The organism is Vibrio sp. IB15, from assembly GCF_016406055.1.
Classification (GTDB): Bacteria; Pseudomonadota; Gammaproteobacteria; order Enterobacterales; family Vibrionaceae; genus Vibrio; species Vibrio chagasii.
This window is the reverse complement of the sequence record NZ_JAEFCE010000001.1, coordinates 14581-34856: the sequence shown is the minus strand read 5'-3', so window position 1 is coordinate 34856 and position 20276 is coordinate 14581. Positions and strand designations below refer to the sequence as shown.

General features: G+C 43.7%; 15 protein-coding genes. 6 read left to right on the top strand and 9 right to left on the bottom strand.

Annotation, left to right across the window (positions count from 1 at the left end; genetic code table 11):
• Nucleotides 1-114: 114 nt before the first annotated feature.
• The 6 genes from JC606_RS00135 to JC606_RS00110 all read right to left on the bottom strand — a co-directional run bounded on the left by JC606_RS00135 (nt 115) and on the right by JC606_RS00110 (nt 7515).
• The gene (locus tag JC606_RS00135) at nt 115-333 is read right to left on the bottom strand and encodes a DUF2835 domain-containing protein (protein WP_081090361.1); all 219 of its coding nucleotides are present in this window, start codon (nt 331-333) and stop codon (nt 115-117) included.
• A gap of 206 nt (nt 334-539) precedes the next feature.
• Nucleotides 540-3146: an aminopeptidase N gene (gene pepN, locus JC606_RS00130; protein ID WP_198777553.1), complete on the bottom strand. Its 2607-nt coding sequence runs from the start codon at nt 3144-3146 to the stop codon at nt 540-542.
• A gap of 218 nt (nt 3147-3364) precedes the next feature.
• On the bottom strand, nt 3365-4048 hold the full coding sequence (locus JC606_RS00125) for a hypothetical protein (RefSeq protein ID WP_198777552.1): 684 nt from the start codon (nt 4046-4048) through the stop codon (nt 3365-3367).
• Between the two features lie 260 nt (nt 4049-4308).
• Nucleotides 4309-6303 carry a carboxy terminal-processing peptidase gene (prc, locus tag JC606_RS00120; protein WP_198777551.1) on the bottom strand — a complete coding sequence of 665 codons (1995 nt, stop codon included), beginning with the start codon at nt 6301-6303 and terminating at the stop codon, nt 4309-4311.
• A gap of 17 nt (nt 6304-6320) precedes the next feature.
• Nucleotides 6321-6944, bottom strand: coding sequence for an RNA chaperone ProQ (gene proQ, locus JC606_RS00115; RefSeq protein WP_004742319.1), 624 nt, complete (start codon nt 6942-6944; stop codon nt 6321-6323).
• A 97-nt stretch (nt 6945-7041) separates the two neighbouring features.
• Nucleotides 7042-7515, bottom strand: a complete 474-nt coding sequence (locus JC606_RS00110) for a GAF domain-containing protein (protein ID WP_008224656.1) — start codon at nt 7513-7515, stop codon at nt 7042-7044.
• A gap of 89 nt (nt 7516-7604) precedes the next feature.
• Between JC606_RS00110 and JC606_RS00105 the strand changes: the two genes are divergently transcribed.
• The 4 genes from JC606_RS00105 to rsmF all read left to right on the top strand — a co-directional run bounded on the left by JC606_RS00105 (nt 7605) and on the right by rsmF (nt 14965).
• On the top strand, nt 7605-9401 hold the full coding sequence (locus JC606_RS00105) for an ABC transporter ATP-binding protein (protein ID WP_198777550.1): 1797 nt from the start codon (nt 7605-7607) through the stop codon (nt 9399-9401).
• A 54-nt stretch (nt 9402-9455) separates the two neighbouring features.
• Complete coding sequence (locus JC606_RS00100) at nt 9456-10739, top strand: paraquat-inducible protein A (RefSeq protein ID WP_137406472.1); 1284 nt, start codon at nt 9456-9458, stop codon at nt 10737-10739.
• Nucleotides 10726-13383 carry a PqiB family protein gene (locus JC606_RS00095; RefSeq protein ID WP_198777549.1) on the top strand — a complete coding sequence of 886 codons (2658 nt, stop codon included), beginning with the start codon at nt 10726-10728 and terminating at the stop codon, nt 13381-13383. The genes JC606_RS00100 and JC606_RS00095 overlap by 14 nt, the downstream gene beginning before the upstream one ends.
• A 160-nt stretch (nt 13384-13543) precedes the next feature.
• Nucleotides 13544-14965, top strand: coding sequence for a 16S rRNA (cytosine(1407)-C(5))-methyltransferase RsmF (rsmF, locus tag JC606_RS00090; RefSeq protein ID WP_137406474.1), 1422 nt, complete (start codon nt 13544-13546; stop codon nt 14963-14965).
• Between the two features lie 100 nt (nt 14966-15065).
• Here the strand turns inward: rsmF and JC606_RS00085 are convergent, their stop codons facing one another.
• Nucleotides 15066-15974: a CvfB family protein gene (locus tag JC606_RS00085; RefSeq protein ID WP_008223483.1), complete on the bottom strand. Its 909-nt coding sequence runs from the start codon at nt 15972-15974 to the stop codon at nt 15066-15068.
• A 28-nt stretch (nt 15975-16002) separates the two neighbouring features.
• Between JC606_RS00085 and JC606_RS00080 the strand changes: the two genes are divergently transcribed.
• The gene (locus JC606_RS00080) at nt 16003-17358 is read left to right on the top strand and encodes a hypothetical protein (RefSeq protein WP_061033454.1); all 1356 of its coding nucleotides are present in this window, start codon (nt 16003-16005) and stop codon (nt 17356-17358) included.
• Nucleotides 17359-17460: 102 nt separating this feature from the next.
• Here the strand turns inward: JC606_RS00080 and JC606_RS00075 are convergent, their stop codons facing one another.
• Both JC606_RS00075 and JC606_RS00070 read right to left on the bottom strand, forming a co-directional pair.
• On the bottom strand, nt 17461-17946 hold the full coding sequence (locus JC606_RS00075; protein WP_102425695.1) for a PaaI family thioesterase: 486 nt from the start codon (nt 17944-17946) through the stop codon (nt 17461-17463).
• Between the two features lie 175 nt (nt 17947-18121).
• Nucleotides 18122-19009 (bottom strand): putative PEP-binding protein, encoded by an 888-nt coding sequence (locus JC606_RS00070; protein WP_137406476.1) that lies wholly within the window; start codon nt 19007-19009, stop codon nt 18122-18124.
• Nucleotides 19010-19217: 208 nt separating this feature from the next.
• On the opposite strand from JC606_RS00070, the gene JC606_RS00065 reads away from it, so the two are divergent.
• Complete coding sequence (locus JC606_RS00065; protein WP_198777548.1) at nt 19218-20276, top strand: 3-deoxy-7-phosphoheptulonate synthase; 1059 nt, start codon at nt 19218-19220, stop codon at nt 20274-20276.

Genomic DNA, 20276 nt, shown 5'->3' with positions numbered 1-20276 from the left:
TCATTTATTGTAAAAGCATTATTGAAAAATGGTTAATTGTTTTGGAGGTGGTAAGAGGTGAAATGTTTGATTATGTGATTAAGATTCCTTTTAACTCACTAGGCATGCCAAGCTTTACAGAGCTTCTAACTTAATAAACTTATTTTTTTGGTCAGTTGTCAGCCTAAATTGCCCTCTAACCCCTATTTGTGTAAGAAAAGGTCTGAACCGAGTTGCAGGTAACTGAATACGCAATCCTGTTGTTGTCATTACTTGTACTTTACTTGCCGCACCAGAATAACTGGCCAAAAACTGCTGATATGAGATGTTAAGTTGGAAAATATAGTGATTCATACGATACCTGTATAAGTATACAGTGCCGGTGTTTTTTGGCACTTAACGATGTCTGACAGTGAGACTGAGCTTGAAACTGTTCTAGCTTATCGAAAATTCGATGAGCCAGAAACAAAAAATCAGTGGCAGATATTCTCTACCACTGATGACTTTTCTTTGGAAGTAAACAGTTTATAAGTAAACCGTTAGCCTTGAGAACGTTTAACTTAAGCTTCTAGTGCTTTCGCTACTTTCTCAAATAAGTCTTTTGCTAGGTTATCCATGTTCTTCAATGTCTCAAGTTCCTGCTTGATAAGAGCTTGGCGATCATCATCATACTTACGGAATTTAAGCAGTGGATCAATCAGACGTGAAGCCACTTGCGGGTTACTGCTGTTTAGCTCACGTAAGATCTCACCAGCAAATGCGTAGCCCTGACCTGATTTGTCATGGAACTGAACCGGGTTCATGTTTAAGAACGAACCGACCAGGTTACGAGTACGGTTTGGGTTCTTTAAGCTGAACGCTTGATGTGACATAGACTCTTTGATCACTTCAAGGGCATTTGAACTTGGGTTTGTACCTTGCAATGCAAACCACTTATCCATAACAAGACCATCGTGTTTCCACTTGTCACTGTAATCCGCCATCAAGGCTTCACGACATGGTAGTTGCGCACTGTTTGCCGCGCCCATTGCTGCCATGGTGTCAGTCATGTTGTTTGCCGTTTGATACATCTCAACTACCAAGTCGTTACCCTGCTCAGTGTGAGCTAAGTAACTTAGGCAAACTTTACGTAGAGTACGCTTACCAATCGAATCGTGATCGATCGTGTATTCCGTTAGCGCATGGGTGTGATAAACCGCCGCTAACTCGTCTTCAAGTTCTGCAGCTAGTGTTACTTTCATCGAGTTAAGGACCGATGCGACCGCATCAATATCAACACGCTCGTACCAACCCGATACTTCATTGTGGCTTGGCAGTGAAAGCATTTCTGCAATAAACGCAGGCTCTAGTGAATCACTCAGCAGTACGCCACGGAATGCGTCAATAACAGAATCAGAAAGCTCAAACGCTTGACCCTGTTGAACCTTCTCCACGTTACTGCGGATGTACTTCGCTAATAGCATTTGACCCGCATTCCAACGAGAGAACTCATTGCGAGCATTCACCATCAAGAAGATCAGCTCTTCATCTGAATAGTCGTATTCCAATTTCACTGGCGCAGAAAATTCACGCAGCAATGATGGCACTGGTTTCTCGCTTACGTTCTCGAACACAAAAGTTTGTTCCGCTTCTTTCACGTCTAACACGTTATGAACTGGCTCACCGTTACATTGTAACTCAACAACATCACCCGACGCAGTGTACAACTCGATATCTAGAGGGATATGCAAAGCCTGCTTTTCAGCTTGTTCGTGAGTTGGCGGCGTTACTTGGCGAGTTGTTAATGTGTACTGTTTCTTATCTGCGTCGTAATGGCTTTCAACAGATAGCGTCGGCGTACCAGACTGGCTGTACCATAAACGGAACTGAGACAGATCAACACCCGATGCATCTTCCATTGCGGCAACAAAATCTTCACACGTTGCTGCCGTGCCATCGTGACGTTCGAAGTACAGTTTCATGCCTTTTTGGAAACCGTCTTCACCCAACAATGTGTGGATCATACGGATCACTTCACTTCCCTTTTCGTACACGGTCAATGTATAGAAGTTATTCATTTCTATCACTTTTTCAGGACGAATTGGGTGAGACATTGGGCTTGCATCTTCGGCAAATTGTGGACCGCGAATGATACGCACATTGTTAATACGGTTTACTGCGCGAGAGCCAAGATCCGATGAGAACTCTTGGTCACGGAATACCGTTAGACCTTCTTTCAAACTCAGCTGGAACCAATCACGACAAGTCACTCGGTTACCTGTCCAGTTATGGAAGTATTCATGGCCAATTACCGCTTCAATACCTAAGTAATCGGTATCCGTTGCGGTTTGGTCGTTCGCCAAAACAAACTTAGAGTTAAATACGTTCAAGCCTTTGTTTTCCATCGCACCCATGTTGAAGAAATCTACCGCGACGATCATGTAGATATCTAGGTCGTACTCTAAGTTGAAACGCTCTTCATCCCACTTCATTGAGTTAATCAAAGACACCATTGCATGGTTTGCACGGTCTAGGTTGCCTTTATCAACAAAGATTTCTAGGTCAACTTTGCGACCCGATTGCGTGGTGTATGCGTCACGAAGTACATCGAAGTCACCGGCTACGAGTGCAAACAAGTACGCTGGTTTTGGATGCGGGTCTTGCCATTTCACCCAATGACGACCATTTTCTGCCTCGCCTTCATCAACACGGTTACCGTTACTTAATAAGAACGGGTTCTCTGCTTTGTCGGCGATAACTGTTGTTGTGAATTTCGCCAACACATCTGGACGGTCCATGTAGTAAGTAATACGACGGAAACCTTCGGCTTCACACTGAGTACAGAAAGCGCCGCCTGACTTGTATAAACCTTCTAGTGCACTGTTACCTTCTGGGTTCACTTCAGTAAAGATGGTTAACGTAAACTCCTTCGGAAGATCAGTTAACGTTAGTTGAGTTTCAGACAGCTCGTATTGCGTCCACTCGTTGCCTTCAACCAACACAGAAACCAACTTCAAGCCTTCACCATCCAGTACTAATGTTGAGCTGTCTTTTTCTTGCTTAACACTAGACACCGCAGTAATGATAGATGCTGAATCGTATAAATCGAAAGTAAGATCGATTTCAGAAATAGTGTGAGATGGTGATTGATAATCTTTACGATATTTGGCTTGAGGTGTATGTGCCATGACGAGTTCCTTTTGATCGTTATACGTAATAATTTTTTAACTGTATATATCTAAAGGTTGATCGCCAATAAAACAAGGGGAATATTAAAAAAAGGAGGCATTGTAGGAAAATGCCTCCATGTTTTGCTATTTTATCAATCAAATCAGACAGGAACGACTAAGAAATGAACTGTGCACAATATTATCAACGAGTACCACTTTACTGCTAAAACTCACGATTATCGGATGCGATTCAGCACCGCAAACATATCTCCCTCTTCACCTTGTAGCGTTAACACATCGCTGTTCAGTGTATATCGAGTGCCGTGTTCACCGTTTTCATAAAGTAACACTAGTTGGTCGCCTTCGGTGTAATACACCCCGCGACGAATAACTTCGCCACCTTCTTCATCAGACACGCGGAACATGAAGATAAAGTCAGGCTGCAAAACCAAATCCATTTTTTGGATGTTACTCGCTCTTAAATCGCTACCCGATAGCTCAGCGCTAGACCAAATACCCGCCAGTGCGTTGGGTAATGCTTTAGTAAACATCACACCATTAAGATTCAGCATGTTGTGATTACTGCTGTAAGAATAGACTTGAGGCTCAGAAGTGTTCAGACCCAGAATAATTGTGTCTTCATTGGCATTATATAAACCTTCCCAATGGTCGACACTATAGTCTTTTTTCTGGATATCGATAGTAAACGAGTAATTTGAATCGAGAGTCAGCTTTATTGCTCTAAAGTTTTCAGTGCCTTGCTCCGGATCTTGATTCATTAAATACCAGTCACCAAGCAACAAAGGAAGGTCAAAATGGGATAAGTTACTATCACTTTTTGATTGCTGACCGTTAGGAGTAACTTCACTCCCAAAAGCAGCAAAACTTAAACAAGATAAAAATAGTAGAATCCATTTCATAAGCGCCCCCTCGTTTTTCTTTAAGCTTAGGCACGTAATGAATAGAAAGCGAAAAAATATGATCCAAGTCACTAAATTTTAAATGCGAAGTAACTTAAATGTCATTATTTACCAAACAGAAATCTAGAAAACTCACAGGGCATTCGCTTACTAACTAGCAATAAAAACCAAAAGAAACATATAGATAGAGATACATCAGACCGAACAGATACAAAAAAAGCGAGCCTAAGCTCGCTTTTTAATTTCAACAGGCGGTAAGCCTATTTCTTTATCATATCTAGCATGATTGCAACCGACTCATCAAGATAAGCGTCAGGGGCTTCATAGTCGTTCGGAACATCGTCCAACGTTTTGAAAGGCTCTAACTTAGCGACTTTTTGACGTTGATTAATACGTTCTAAACGAAGTGCTTCCGCATCATCACTCTCTTGCTGGCGAACCTTTTCATTCAGAGAAAGTTCGTTGTCGTCTTTATCCGCCTTATACTTTTCAATATCTTGCGCAATAAAGCCGAATTCCATGTCTGTCGCGATACGAGCTTGGTGTTTAGCCGTTAACGCTGCGATTTTCTCATCGTTACGCTGTAACACTGAGTACTTCGCTTTGTCGATGCTATCCCAAGGTAGTGCATTATCTTCGACACTTTCACCTGTATCTGCTGGATCAATCGGCGTTGGGTAAGCAATATCAGGAACTACCCCTTTATTTTGCGTACTACCACCATTGATACGGTAGAATTTTTGGATTGTGTATTGAACATAGCCTAACTCTTTATCGAACAAATCATAGATATGATTCAAAGAGCGATGCTGTTGCACCGTTCCTTTACCGAAAGAGTTCTCACCTAGGATTATCGCACGACCATAGTCTTGCATTGCAGCGGCAAAGATCTCAGATGCTGATGCACTGTAACGATTCACCAATACCGTTAACGGACCTTGGTAACTGATCTTACCATCGGTGTCGCTGTTCACTTTGACACGACCATAGCTATCACGAACTTGGACAACAGGCCCCTCTTTGATAAATAGACCAGAGAGTTCCGTTGCTTCGGTAAGTGCACCACCACCGTTATTACGAAGATCGACAATGATACCCTCGACACCTTGCTCTTTGAGCTCAGTGATCAGTTTGTCGGTATCTTTAGAAAGGCCAACGTAGAAACTTGGCACTTCTAGTACACCAATCTTCTTACCATCTTTCTCGATAACTTCTGATTTAACAGCGCGGTCTTCTAGACGAATCTTATCACGAACAATTGTGACAACGTGACTTTTTGCATCTTTACCATCAGGTAAGATCTGCAGCTTCACTTTAGTCCCTTTCGGGCCTTTAATAAGTTGTACTACATCGTCTAAGCGCCAGCCGATAACATCAACAATCTCTTCTCCATCTTGACCAACGCCGACAATACGATCGCCATCGCTCAATTGTTTACTGTTTGACGCAGGGCCACCAGCAACTAAAGAACGGATAACGGTGTAGTCGTCTGTCATTTGAAGCACAGCACCAATCCCTTCTAGAGAAAGATTCATCTCAGATTGGAATTGCTCTGCATTTCTTGGAGAAAGGTAGCTAGTGTGAGGATCGACCTCTCGTGCAAATGCGTTCATGTAGATCTGGAAAGCATCTTCATTATGCGATTGCGTAATACGCTTCATCGCATTGTTGTAACGCTTTTCCAAAACTTCTTGAATCTCTGGCCACTCTTTACCAGTTAGTTTTAGATTCAACGCATCGTATTTAACGCGTTTTCTCCAAAGCTCATTCACTTCAGCGATATCTTTATGCCACGCTGCTTCACTACGATTAAGTTCGATAGTTTCATCGGTATCAAACTTGATTTCAGTATCGAGCAAAGACAATGCATACTGGAAACGTTCAAAACGCTTCTGCATAGACAAATTGTAAACATCGAAAGCAATCTGGTTATTGCCTGCTTTTAACTGGTCATCGATTTGCTTCGATGCCGCAGAGAAAGAGTCAATATCAGCTTGGGTGAAGATATTACGATTGTAATCCAGCATCTCTAAGTAACGATTAAAGATAGCTTGAGAGAAATCGTCGTTGAGATTGAAGTGTTTATAGTGGGAACGAGTAAATCGAGAAGTAACACGTTTACTAGCAGTTTCGTGTTGGACCTCAGGAGCGAGTAGAGGTAAATCGTCCTGATCTAATTTGGCTTCAAGAGCCTGAGCTGAAGCTGCTAGCAAAAAGCTAGCAGCAATCAGTGTCAATTTTGAACGGCATTTCATGCGTAGGAGTATCTCCTTTAAGCGCGCAAGTGCTCCGCTTTAACAACCATTTGTAGGCCGTTTGCTAACTGAACACGTACATCTTCCTTATTGATTTCAACAATGGTCGCAGCCATGTTTCCTTTACCCATGTTCACATTTACTTCTTTGCCAGCGATGAATTCGTCAGCGTTCAAAGCGCGTGTTTCTACAGGCTTTTCTACTTTTGGTGCTTTAGGCGCTTGGCGACGAGGCTGTGGAGCTTTCTTCGCCTTAGGTTTCGCTTTGCCTTCTTCGCGAGCTTTTTGTGCTTGCTCTTTACGACGAGCCTGAACTTTAGCTTTGCTTTCTGCAAGTGTAGCTTTAGCGTGCTCAACGTGCTCTTCTTCTAGTGTGCCACACGCGTTGCCGTCTAGGTCAACACGCTCTGCACCAGCTTTTACGCCGTGCAGGTAACGCCATGATGATGTGTACTGTCTTAACGCTGCACGAAGCTGAGTCTTACTTACTTTTTCGTCTTCATTTAGACGTTCAGCAAGATCTTGAAAAATACCAATTTTAAGTGGCTTCGCTTCACCTTCTAAAGTAAAGCATTTAGGGAAACATTCAGCAATATATGCGATAACTTCTTTGCTGTTTTTTAACTTTTCAGTGTTTTCCATGTGGGTTCCTGGTTTTTGCGGTTTTCCGCGAGCATTAAGAAAATATTTTTACGTATTATAGAGAGATGCTTGGGAAAAACCACAGTAAGAGAATAATTTATGCCTTGTTCGCGTGCGAATTAAGCAGCTTTTCCACTTCAGCCATGAAAAACGTCAGTCCTTCCTCGTCAATTTCGCTAAATCGACCAACATTTGGGCTATCGATATCCAGTACGCCTGCTATTTTTCCATCAATCGTAAACGGAATCACAATTTCTGAGTTACTTGCCGCGTCACAAGCAATGTGACCTTCGAACTCATGCACGTCGTATATACGTTGAACGGTATTTGTCGAAACCGCAGTTCCGCATACACCACGACCGACAGGAATACGTACACATGCAGGCTTACCCTGAAATGGACCAAGAACCAATTCATCGCCTTTCATTAAGTAAAAGCCTGCCCAGTTAAGATCGTCAAGCTCCATCGACAGTAATGCACTGATATTTGACAAATTTGCGATCATATCGGTTTCTGATTCGATTAATGCAACAGCTTGTTTGGTTAAGCGATGGTAATGTTCTATTTTCATATTAACTTCCAATTAAATTGAGACTTCCATTATTAAGAGAACACAGTAGAATGCGACCACCCACCTAAATAGGACTTATTCTCATTAAAATGACCGATTCAGATGACACTATTAGCCGTTCTTGGCTGATAACTCAAGTAAAAAAACACAAGTCCAAACTGGTGTTTGCCAACATCATCGCGGTGCTCGCGACACTAATCAGTGTCCCTATCCCGCTGCTAATGCCACTCATGGTGGATGAAGTGCTTCTCGACAAGCCAGCATCTGGGCTTGAGATGATGAACCATCTGCTGCCAACCTCAATGCAAACCCCTACTGGCTACATTGCCTTGACTCTTTTACTTGTCATCTTGATGCGTACTGTCAGCCAAGGGCTTAACATCCTTCAAGGGCGTCAGTTCACTCTAGTCTCTAAAACCATCACTTATAAGATGCGCAGCAAAATGATCGACAAACTCGGTCGCATCAGCATCAGACAATACGAGACAAAAGGCAGTGGCGGCATCAATGCTCACTTAATCACAGACATAGAGACCATCGATAAGTTTATTGGTTCAACACTGTCTAAATTCCTAATCAGCTTTTTAACTGTGTTCGGCACAGCGATCGTTCTATTGTGGCTAGAGTGGCGTTTAGGACTGTTCATTTTACTGGTCAATCCTGTTGTCATTTACTTCTCACGCAGACTAGGCAGTAAAGTTAAGCACCTGAAGAAACACGAGAACCAATCATTTGAGCGTTTTCAAAACCGATTAGTAGAGACACTAGACGGCATCTATCAACTGCGCGCAGCTAACAAAGAACGTATTTTCCTTGATGAACTCAAAGTTCAAGCGAACCAAGTAAGAATCGATGCTGACAAATACGCATGGCAATCAGAAGCCGCTGGTCGACTTTCCTTTCTACTTTTCCTACTAGGTTTTGAACTGTTCCGTGCGGTCGCGATGCTGATGGTTCTGTTCAGTGACTTAACCATTGGTCAAATCTTTGCGGTATTCGGCTACTTATGGTTTATGTTAGGACCTGTTCAAGAGCTACTCGGCATTCAATTCTCGTGGTATAGCGCTAAGGCAGCACTGCAGCGTATTAACGATCTCCTACAACTGGAAGAAGAGAGACGCCCGGTTAGTAAGGTAAATCCATTCCATGATGATAAGGAAGTGACAGTCGACATTGAAAACGTTACATTCTCTTACACATTAGAAAACACTGTTTTAAATAACCTTTCGCTACACATACCTGCTGGTAAAAAGGTGGCTTTGGTGGGCGCAAGCGGGGGTGGTAAATCCACGCTAATCCAGTTGCTGATTGGGGTTTATCAAGCTGACTCTGGGTGTATACGCTATAACGGTGAAACCACCGACGACATCAGCTTTGATATTATACGCAATCAAATTGCTGTTGTTTTACAACAACCTATACTCTTCAATGATACATTAAGGCATAATCTGACACTTGGTGCTGACTACGATGAGATGTCGTTGTGGCGTGCGCTTGAAGTCTCTCAAATGCAAGACGTAATCAAGCAGCTAAGTAACGGTTTAGATACTCAAATTGGTAGGAATGGCGTTCGCCTTTCAGGTGGTCAACGACAACGCCTAGCCATAGCCCGCATGGTGCTGAGTAATCCTAAGTTTGTTATTCTTGATGAAGCGACATCAGCACTAGATACGGCAACAGAGTCCGCTTTACACAAAGCATTGAGCGAGTTTTTGAAAGATCGCACAACTTTGATCGTGGCTCATCGATTATCAGCGGTGAAACAAGCCGATTTAATCTATGTTTTAGAAGATGGGCAAGTCACACAGACGGGAACACATGGTGAACTGGTTGAACAACAAGGACTTTATCAAACACTCTATGGCAGTGTGCAGTCGCACGCCTGATGTTTATTGTTCTACTTCCGTACACCACACTTCTAAACTGACGCACAATTCTATTTGGGAGGTCGCATGACCTCCCCATCCGTACCCCAAGACTTATCAACCGAACATCAATGCGACAGCAGCTCTGTGCGACTATGCCAAGGCTGCGAACTGCCCGTTGATAAAATGGATATCCCGTTAGGTAAGTCGGCCTATTGCCCAAGGTGCGGCACTCAACTTTACCGCGGCGGCACCCCTAGCCTATCTGGCAACCTAGCAATCGCGGTCACTTGCTTATTGCTGTTTATCCCTTCTCACTTTTTCGATTTTATTAGCATCCGCCTTATCGGGGTGATGATCCCTGCTACGCTACCTTCCGGCGTGTTTACCTTGATGGGTGAAGGCTTTCCACTACTTGGATTGCTTATCCTGTTCTGCAGTTCCATTGCCCCTTTATTGGTTTGTGGCTCTGTGCTCATTAGCCATTTTTCACTTCGTTTCGCACTTTTTACGCCGTTCCGCTACTCGCTGGCAATCATTCAAACCTTAAAACACTGGATGATGCTGGATGTATTCTTAGTCAGCGTTGCTATCTCGTGCTTTAAGCTACAAGACTATTCAGACATCTTTGTTGGCCCCGGCTTAATTGGCCTTATCTTGTTGCAGCTGTTTAGCGTTTTACTGGTGAGCCGAATTAGTGTTCGACGTTACTGGGAAGCATGGGCAAAAGAGTCGGAATACAGCTTTACCGAAAGCAAGAACGTGCACTGCCATAACTGCCATCTTTCTCAGCCCGAAGGTCACGCTTGTGTTCGTTGTCATCATGCTTTGTATCACCGCAAGCCTTACTCAATACAAAAGACATGGGTACTGCTTTTTGCTGCCGCCGTTGCGATTGTGCCAGCGAACGTGATTCCTATATCTATTCTTATTACAAACGGCCAACGACTCGAAGATACGATCATTTCCGGTGTCGCCTCTTTAATTAATAGCGACATGTACGGCATCGCTGCCATCATTTTTATTGCGAGTATTGTCGTTCCCGTGGCTAAAATTCTTGGGCTTGCTTACATACTGATTTGTATTCAAATGAAACGAGCGCTTTACCACAGACAACGCATGACCATCTATTTTATTGTGAAATGGGTGGGGAAATGGTCCGTTATGGATCTCTTCGTTATTTCGATCATGATGACATTGGTCGACCGTGGACAAATTTTAAACTTCACACCAGGTTATGGTGCAGTCGCTTTCGGCGTTGTTGTAGTTCTCACAATGCTGGCAGCGGAAAGCTTAGATCCTAGGCTAATTTGGGATAACTCTACCTCTAAAGATGAGTCAGTGAATGAACGACAATAACCAATCACAAAAATCATATTCACCGGAAGTCAGAAAAAACAAAGGCATTTCCCCTTTGTGGATTCTCCCGATCCTCACCGTCGCGCTTGCAGGCTGGCTCGTAATGAAGTCAGTCCATGATGCAGGCCAACGTGTGCAGATCTACTTCTCAGATGCGGCAGGCTTAGTCGCAGGACGCACCACAATTCGCTACCAAGGCTTAGAAGTGGGTATGGTTCGCGATATTACCCTCTCGAAAGACTTATCTAATATCTATGTTGATGCTGATATTTATCCGGAAGCGAAAAAGCTGCTGTCTAAAGGCACTCGATTTTGGTTAGTGAAGCCGACCGCAAGCTTGTCTGGTATTTCTGGGCTAGATGCACTTGTATCTGGTAACTACATTGCGATTCACCCAAGTGAGACCAAACAAGAGCCAGAAACTGTTTTCCAAGCTTTGGAGTCTGCACCTTCTGACTTGTTAGCTGCCGATGGCTTGAACATATCACTGACAACAAAAGATTTGGGTGGCGTCTCTGTTGGCTCTCAGATTGTTTATCGTAAGATCCCAATCGGTGAGGTCTACAACTACCAGCTTAACGAAAGCGGCAAGTCAGTCACGATTCAAGCGGCTATTAAAGATGAATACAGCCATATCATTACCGACCAAAGCCGTTTCTGGAATGTTAGTGGCTTAGGAGCAAGCATTGGGTTTTCAGGCGTTGATGTTCGTTTAGAGAGCCTAAGCGCTCTATTAGGTGGTTCTATCGCCGTAGACTCACCTGGAGATGGTCAGCCAGTTGAGATGAACACCAAATTCAAACTCTACCCAGATCTAAAAACTGCTGGTCGTGGTATCTCTATTAAGATCGCTGTTCCTGATGACAACAAGATCAGTGCAACTGGCGCTCCAATCATGTATCGCGGCATCGAAATCGGTCAAATTACCGACTTATCACTCAGCGAAGGCCGAGAAAACGTTGTTGCTTCAGCAGCTATCCAGCCTGCTTTCAGCGACTTCCTAAACAGTGGTAGTAAGTTCATTCTTGAGGAAGCCGAACTATCACTGACGGGTATGAAGAATATCGCGAACTTAGTAACAGGCAACTTCTTAACGCTAGTCCCTGGTGAGGGTGAAAAAGCGCGCCGCTTTACCGCGATTCGCAAAACGGAATACAGCCAAGAACAGGAAAAATCAGTAGCGATTCGCTTAACCTCCAATAACTCTTTCGGTTTAGATGTTGGTACGCAGCTACTTTACAAAGGGATTGCAGTCGGCTCTATCATCAAAGTCGGTTTAGTTGATGGCGTTGGCACAGGAAGCGATAAGCATGAAGTGTTCATGGATGCGTTGATCGATAATGAATACGCACATCTCATTAAAAGCAACAACCGCTTTTTCGTGACAGGTAGCGCGAGTGCAGAATTAACTGAGTCTGGTTTAAGCGTTACCGTTCCACCTGCAAAACAACTACTGACAGGCTCAATTAGCTTTGTGAGTGAAGGTAAGGCTCAAGCAAGACCAAGCTACCAACTGTTCCAAAGCAAATCACTCGCTGAAATTGCAAAGCTCAACCAATCGGGCTCTAAAACACTATCACTGTTCGCAAGTGAGTTACCGTCAATTTCTAAAGGCAGCCCACTACTCTACCGCAATCTTCAGGTCGGTAGCATCAGTGACTTCCAGCTTGCCGACGGTGGTGTGAGAATCCAGGTCACCATTGAAAACCGTTACACACACCTAATCAACAAACACACGGTTTTCTGGAACCGTTCAGGTGTTGAGGTTGACGCGTCTTTGTCTGGTATCAGCATCAAAGCGGCTCCGGTTAAAACTCTGATTCAAGGCGGTATCGCGTTTGATTCACTGCCAGGTATCGACAACAAACTGGGTGATGTTTGGAAACTCTATACTGATTCTAAATCTGCTCGTAAATTTGGTCGTGCCATCACGATTACTTCTTCGGGCGATCAAGAGATTAGCAAAGGTACACCAATTAAATATCAAGGCGTCAATGTCGGTGAAGTGACTTTAGTCGTTCCGAATTTCACTAAAGGTGGCATTGAGATTACGGCTCGTATCCTGCCAGAGTATGTCGATAAGATAGCTGTTGCTGGTAGCCATTTTTGGCTAGCTGAGCCGGAGATTGGGTTGAATGGGATTAAGAATGTCTCTTCTCTGATTTCCAAGCACATTAAAGTTGAACCGGGTAAAGGAAGCAAAACCACAGCATTCATGCTAAGTAATGGTCCAGTTCAACCTGAAGGCAAGATTTTCACGCTGCAAAGTGAGAGTCGCGGTTCAGTATCAGAAGGTACGCCGATTCTATTCCGCGAACTAGAAATCGGCACAGTCATTGACGTTCAACTTGGTGAGTTTGCAGATCGTATTATCTCTACCATTCAAATCAAACCAGAGTTCGCTTACTTAATTCGTGCCAACAGTGTGTTCTGGAATGTATCGGGGGTGGATGTGTCTATCGGCTTGTCCGGCGCAAACATCAAAGCAGGTACTGTCGATAGCTTAATCAGAGGAGGCATAACCTTCTCAACACCACCGACTAATGAACTGCAGCCTTTGGCACAAGAAGACCAGTCTTTCTACTTGTACCCTAAAGCGGAAGACGAATGGAAATCGTGGAGAACGGCTATCCCTCGCCCATAAACGCGCGTTATAGCCATCGGTTCTCTGAGCGAATAGCCGACAATTAACATCCAAATGCAGCCTTTGAGCTGCATTTTTATTGTTTAAAGCAAATTTGGTTTAGGACAATCTCATTTTGCTTTAAACTGCCCGCATTAACGCTATAAATCGAGATACCCTTTTGCACGCTAACGTATATATCCCAGAAGAATTCCTTACTCATATTGAAAGCATCATGCCTAGCCATTTAGATATGGCTTCGTTTGTCGCTTCTTGTCAAAAGCCACTTCGTAAAAGTATTCGCGTAAACACACTCAAGATCAGTGTTGAAGACTTTCTAGTGCGCGCGAAAGATAAAGGTTGGGAACTGGAACCAGTACCTTGGTGTGAAACGGGTTTTTGGATCACGGCCGATGAAACTGAAGCTCCACTAGGTAATACTGCCGAGCACATGTCTGGTTTGTTCTACATCCAAGAAGCGAGCTCTATGATGCCACCGTCAGCGCTTTTCCAAGGCGAAGAGAACTATCAAGCAGTTCTCGACACCGCTGCGGCTCCAGGTTCTAAAACCACTCAAATCGCAGCGTTGATGCACAACAGTGGTGTGTTGGTTGCCAATGAATATGCAGCAAGCCGAGTTAAAGTGCTTCACGCTAACATTGAACGCTGCGGCGTAAGAAATGCAGCGCTAAGTAATTTTGATGGTCGTGTGTTTGGTGGTTGGTTACCTGAACAATTCGACGCTGTATTGTTGGATGCGCCCTGCTCTGGTGAAGGCACGATTCGCAAAGATGCCGACGCAATGAAGAACTGGACGTATCAGTCGGTTGTTGAAATTGCTGACACGCAAAAAGACCTCATTGAAAGTGCATTCCACGCTCTCAAACCTAATGGTGTATTGGTCTACTCGACGTGCACGTTAAGCACAGAAGAAAACCAACAAGTGTGTCATCACTTAAAAGAGACCTTTGGTGATGCGGTTGAGTTTGAATCTTTAGAATCTCTATTCGATAACGCGAAAGCAACCACAACAGAAGAAGGCTTCCTACACATATTCCCTCAGGTTTATGACTCTGAAGGTTTCTTCGTTGCTCGCATCCGAAAATTAGCATCTGTGACACCAACAGAAGTGAAGAAGCGTTTAGGCAAGTTTCCATTCGAGAAGGCTTCGAAGAAAGCACAACAAGAAGTTGCAGAGCAGCTTTTAAGTGCATTGGACATCGAGCTACCATCAGATACTCAAGTCTGGACTCGTGACAAAGACGTCTGGCTATTTCCCGAAGCATTAGAGCCTATGATCGGTGAATTCCGTTTCTCTCGCATGGGTATCAAGATCGCTGAAACCCACAAAAAAGGCTACCGTTGGCAACACCAAGTGGCAACGACATTAGCCAAAGGCAACGAAGCTAACATCGTTGAGCTGACTATCGACGATGCTCGCGAATGGTTCATGGGTAGAGATGTTCGCCCAGAAGGCTTATCCGGCAAAGGTGAAGTGCTGGTCAAATACAATGGCGCAATCATTGGCCTTGGTAAGTGGGTCGGAAACCGAGTCAAAAACGGTCTACCACGAGAATTAGTGCGTGATAAAAACCTGTTCTAGCCAGAGTTACAGCCCTATCGCTGAATAGGCAGATAGGCGAACAAACAAAAAGCCCAAACAACGTGCGTTGCTTGGGCTTTTTTTTAACCGAGAGCTCGGCTTATTTAGCTAAGCTAATGCCTTCTTTATCGATAGAGATCTTTCCAGCTTTGTACAAACCACCGATGGTCTTTTTGAATGTACCTTTACTGGTTCTGAAAGCAGAGAAAATAGCTTCAGGTGAAGACTTATCATTCAAAGGCAAAAAGCCGCCTTTCTTCTCAAGCAAGTCTAAGATCTTAATGCTTAGGTCATCCATCTTAGCTACGCCAACTTTCTGAAGAGAAAGGTCAATCTTACCGTCTTCTTCACGAATGTTTTTAATGTAGCCTTTCAGCGTCTTACCGATAAATAATTTACCGATGATGTCTGATGGGAAAATCATGCCCCAGTGTTCGCCATTAACGATCGCTTTGTAACCTAACTGACTACGTTCAGCGATGATTAAGTCAACTTGCTGGTTGCGTTTGTAATTCGCCGGAGTGTTGTCTAACCACTTGTTAAACTTAGTTGTACCTACAATGCGACTAGATGCTTTATCAATGTACACATATACTAAGATTGACTGGCCTTCGTTTAATCGACCACGTTGTTCGCTGAAAGGAACCAATAGGTCTTTGCCTTTCACGCCCCAGTTCATGAATGCACCGGTGCTGTTTACACCTTCAACAGTCATCAAGCCAAACTGGCCAACTTGTGCGATAGGTTTTTCAGTCGTTGCAGCGATCTGGTTGTCAGAATCAATGTATAAGAACACATCTAACTTTTGACCAATTTCAACACCTTCAGGAGTAAATCGTTTCGGCAGCAACACCGTTCCATAGTCGCTAGCGTCAAGGAATACACCGAAATCTGCTTGTTTTACTACTTCTAAGTTGTTTATTTGACCAATATTTATCATCAAGATTGTCTCTACTTTAAATTTGGCGGAGATTATACGTGATCTCTGATATGCTTTCGCTAGTTTCATTCATATTTTTACATTCTAGGAGCCATCGTTGATCACCGTTGATAAACAAGATGCGATAACACTCAAAATTAACCATGCAATGGCTAAGACAAAAAAGCTCGACATGGATGTTTATCTATTCATTCCCGGTGAACTTGGACTCACTCCAGAAGTACTTTCTGAGAGCGCATTTTTCTATAGCTCAATCACTCAAAAACGCGCGTACTACAGTGATAAAACACTACTCCCCCTAGTACACAGCCGTTTAGCAAAACGGGGACGACTGTCTACCACTCAATACCGTGTAAGTTTGAGCTTGTTCGCCTACCAATATGTTATCGCTTTAGATAAAGCGGTCAGCAGCTTAAATAAAAATGATAGTGACGACGTAACGGCTGACGAAGTGGATGAGGTTATTGAACTTGCTTTAGACATATTAAAGAAGCTGCGTCGAAGTATCCCTTATGAAGAAAACCTGAAACGCTACTATGCCAATATAGACAACTACCTATCTTGGTATACCGAGCAAAAATTCCTATCGCTAGTGTCACACATGCCTCGTGGTAGCGAGTACTCAACCATCAAAGAGCGACTTTTAACCCTTTGCGATAAAGAGACCGCTCACCGCAAACTGAACCGATACAACTCAGCGAAGGTACGAGAAGACGTAACCCGCTTGAGTAACAAGATGCGATTGCTGCGTCGTTTGATTGAGCACCCTATCGTACTCAAAGAGAAAACCACCTCAATGGGTAAAAACGTTAAACGAGCAGTAAAAGGTGTTGCGACAGGTTTAGTGATGGTGGTTGTGACCACAACGGTTATCTTAGCCCGAGATTTCTTAGGAGAGATTACCGCTTCTTTCATCGTCGCAATGTCTTTCATCTATGCACTACGTGAGATATTCAAAGACGATTTAAGAGACATTCTTTGGCGCTGGCTTCGTAAAGGTAAGCCAAAGTGGAAACGCCGTTATTACGATCCAACAACCAATAAGTCAGTTGGTCATAAACTTGAGTGGTTGGACTACGCAAACTTTTCTAAGCTCGCTGACCGCATTCAGTCGATACGTAAGAAACGTGTGGTACAGCGTGAAGAGCAAATCTTGCATTACCGGTCGCACACAGAGATGTCGACATCAACCTTTATGAGTGGCTACGAGGAAACGCGTGAAACCTTGTCGATCAGTCTAAGAGCGCTGACACGCTTAATGGATAAGGGCTCGAACAAGATTTATCGATTGAATGAAGGTCAAGTGAGTCGAGAGTCCGTTGAGAAGCGTCACCTGCTCAATCTGATCATTAAAGAGAACAACCACGATAATGAACCAACTTACTATCGTTGGAAAATAGTCATGAACCGTTCAAAGATTGTCGATATCGAGCAAATCACACAAGAGTCATAGAACTACTGCGATTCGTGCTATTACGGTATGTGGATATACATTCACATACCGTTTTTGTTAGTTCGAGCCCCACCAAATACCATTCTAAGCAGATACTTGTGGTTACTTTCTAGATGGGATTTTTTTGATAGAGAGCGTGAGTGTAAATTCTGCCATGGGCTCTTCGCCATGCAGTGATGGGCAGGTTGCGATAATGGTTACTGGCTGATTTACTCGCTCTCCGGTCGACATGGTTTCTGCCAGCATAGTGTTGATCAGCTCACCGTCAGTACAAGTGAAATGCACATCGCCTTCAGGTCGCTTCAGAAAGTTACCTGTCACCTCTTTAAACGCCAAAGAGATCTTCTCACCTTGCTGTTGAGATTTACTCATAGCAAGAAAGCCACCTGCTACATCCGCACCTACAGCTAAAACTCCGAAATACATGCTATTAAGATGGTTTTTGGTGCGCCTTCTAAGCGGAATTTTCACCTCTACACGCTCGTTATCGAGTACCAGAAGCTTTGGTCGACACAGCCAGATGAGTGGGACTTTGAAAAAGCCAAACATGCTTAAATAGAAATTTGCTTTTTGTAGAGGGGTTAACATTGGAATCACCTAGCCTAATCAGTCATCAGACCAGTTAATCGACTAACGATTTAAATGTCAAAAAAATGTTACAAAAAAGAGATACATCACACAATGATATCTCTTTTATTCTCAAAGCATTAGCGCTTCGAACCAAATCATACGCCAAGTTGATAAATTACAGCAACAGACTGATTTATGCCGTCACGACGGTTTCAACACCTTCAAGGTCAGCGATGTAACCTTGTAAGCGCGGATAATCAACCAAACCTTGAGTGACAAGTAAAACGGGTTTCTTAGCGTTCTGTGTCGCCTTAACAATCATATCTAGCAGTGTAATTACCGCTTCGTTTTGTGGATCAAAAGCGTGTTGCTGCGCTTCATTCTGCTTATCAACACCAAGTGTAAAAGACGCTAGGCTGTCGACATTCACCACAACACCATCAAAGTAATGCAGTAGACGTTCACTCAGTAGAACGGCAGATGGCACATCGCATGAGAACAATACCTTCAAGCCATTCAAGCCGCGAGGCAAACCTTGCTCTGCAAGTAAATCGATGATCTTAGCCGCGTCGCTTAATGCGCGTACATAAGGAACCACGACTTCGACATTGATGCCTTGTTCGCGCAGTGTTTTAACTACCTGACACTCTAAAGCAAACGCTTTGCTGTACTCTGGCGTCGCATAACGAGCAACACCACGAACACCCAGTGCCGGGTTCACCTCTTCTACCTCGCAATTACCACCTAATAGCGAACGAAAGCCGTAGCTATCAGCATTACTTAAAGCGATACGCACAGAACTATGGTTTGGTTGAACAGCCGCTTGAATCGCCGTTACCAAGGTCGAAACGAAATGTTCATCAACGCTTTTGCCACCAAGAATCGCGTCTAGAGAGGTTTTCTCTATATCAGAAAGTGTGTCTAAATGGCTTTCAATACTTGGGTGATAGAAGACACGATCCATGACCAATTCAGAGAGAGATACGTATAAGTGGTTGGAATTATTATTATCGTTATAAGAAGGCAGCACATCGCCTAAGACCAGTTCTGGGTGCAAAGTGCTTTGATTTTCTTGAGTCATTGCTGCTCCAGCATTTTTTATGTTGTGTTCAAACGAAAATACCGATAGCTGCCTGTTAATACAAGTGAAAATCCCGTATTTAGCGTCAGGCTGCTGATAAAAATAAGAATATTAGTAATAACAGAGATAACTTTGACTTAAGAGAGTTTATTCCTCGGTTCAATTCCGTTATCTTAACCACTTCGCAATAGAATAAAAAAGCTATCACATGCCATTAAAAACTGATGAGTTGAGAACCCAAGCTCTGGGTCCTATGCCAACTCCTGCCGAATTAGGCAACGCACACCCTATTACTGACGACGTTGCTGAGCGTATTGCAAATTCTCGCCGCCAAATCGAAGATATCCTAACTGGTCGTGATAACCGCCTATTAGTTATCGTAGGCCCTTGCTCTGTTCACGATACAGAAGCGGCACTTGATTACGCTGAGCGTCTAAGCCAAATTCAAGAACAATACAAAGACGAATTGTTTGTTGTCATGAGAACCTACTTCGAGAAACCTCGTACGGTTGTAGGTTGGAAAGGCTTAATTACCGATCCAAACCTTGATGGTTCTTACGCACTTGAAACTGGCTTAAACAAAGCACGTAAGCTTCTGCTTGATATCAACAAGCTTGGCCTAGCAACTGCGACTGAATTCCTTGATATGATCACGGGCCAATACATTGCAGACCTAATCACTTGGGGCGCAATTGGTGCTCGTACTACAGAATCTCAGATTCACCGTGAAATGGCTTCAGCACTGTCTTGCCCTGTTGGCTTCAAAAACGCGACAAACGGCAACATCAAGATCGCTATTGATGCAATTCGCGCATCACAAGCTTCTCACTACTTCTACTCACCAGATAAAAATGGTCGTATGACGGTTTACCGCACTTCAGGCAACCCATACGGTCACGTCATTCTACGTGGTGGTGATAAAGGTCCAAACTTTGATGCAGAATCTGTTGATAGCGCATGTAAGCAGCTTGCTGAGTTCGACTTGCCTCAACGTTTAGTCGTAGACTTCAGCCACGCTAACTGTGAAAAGCAACACCGCAAGCAGTTAGACGTTGCAAAAGACATCTGTGAACAGATCAAATCTAACAAAAATCAAATTGCAGGCATCATGGCGGAAAGCTTCATTAAAGAAGGTAACCAGCCGATGACGGATATCAACAACCTAGAATACGGCAAGTCGATTACCGATCCGTGTCTAAGCTGGGAAGATACCGCGACAATGTTAGACATGCTTGCAACAGCAATTAAAGATAGAAACTTAGCTTAA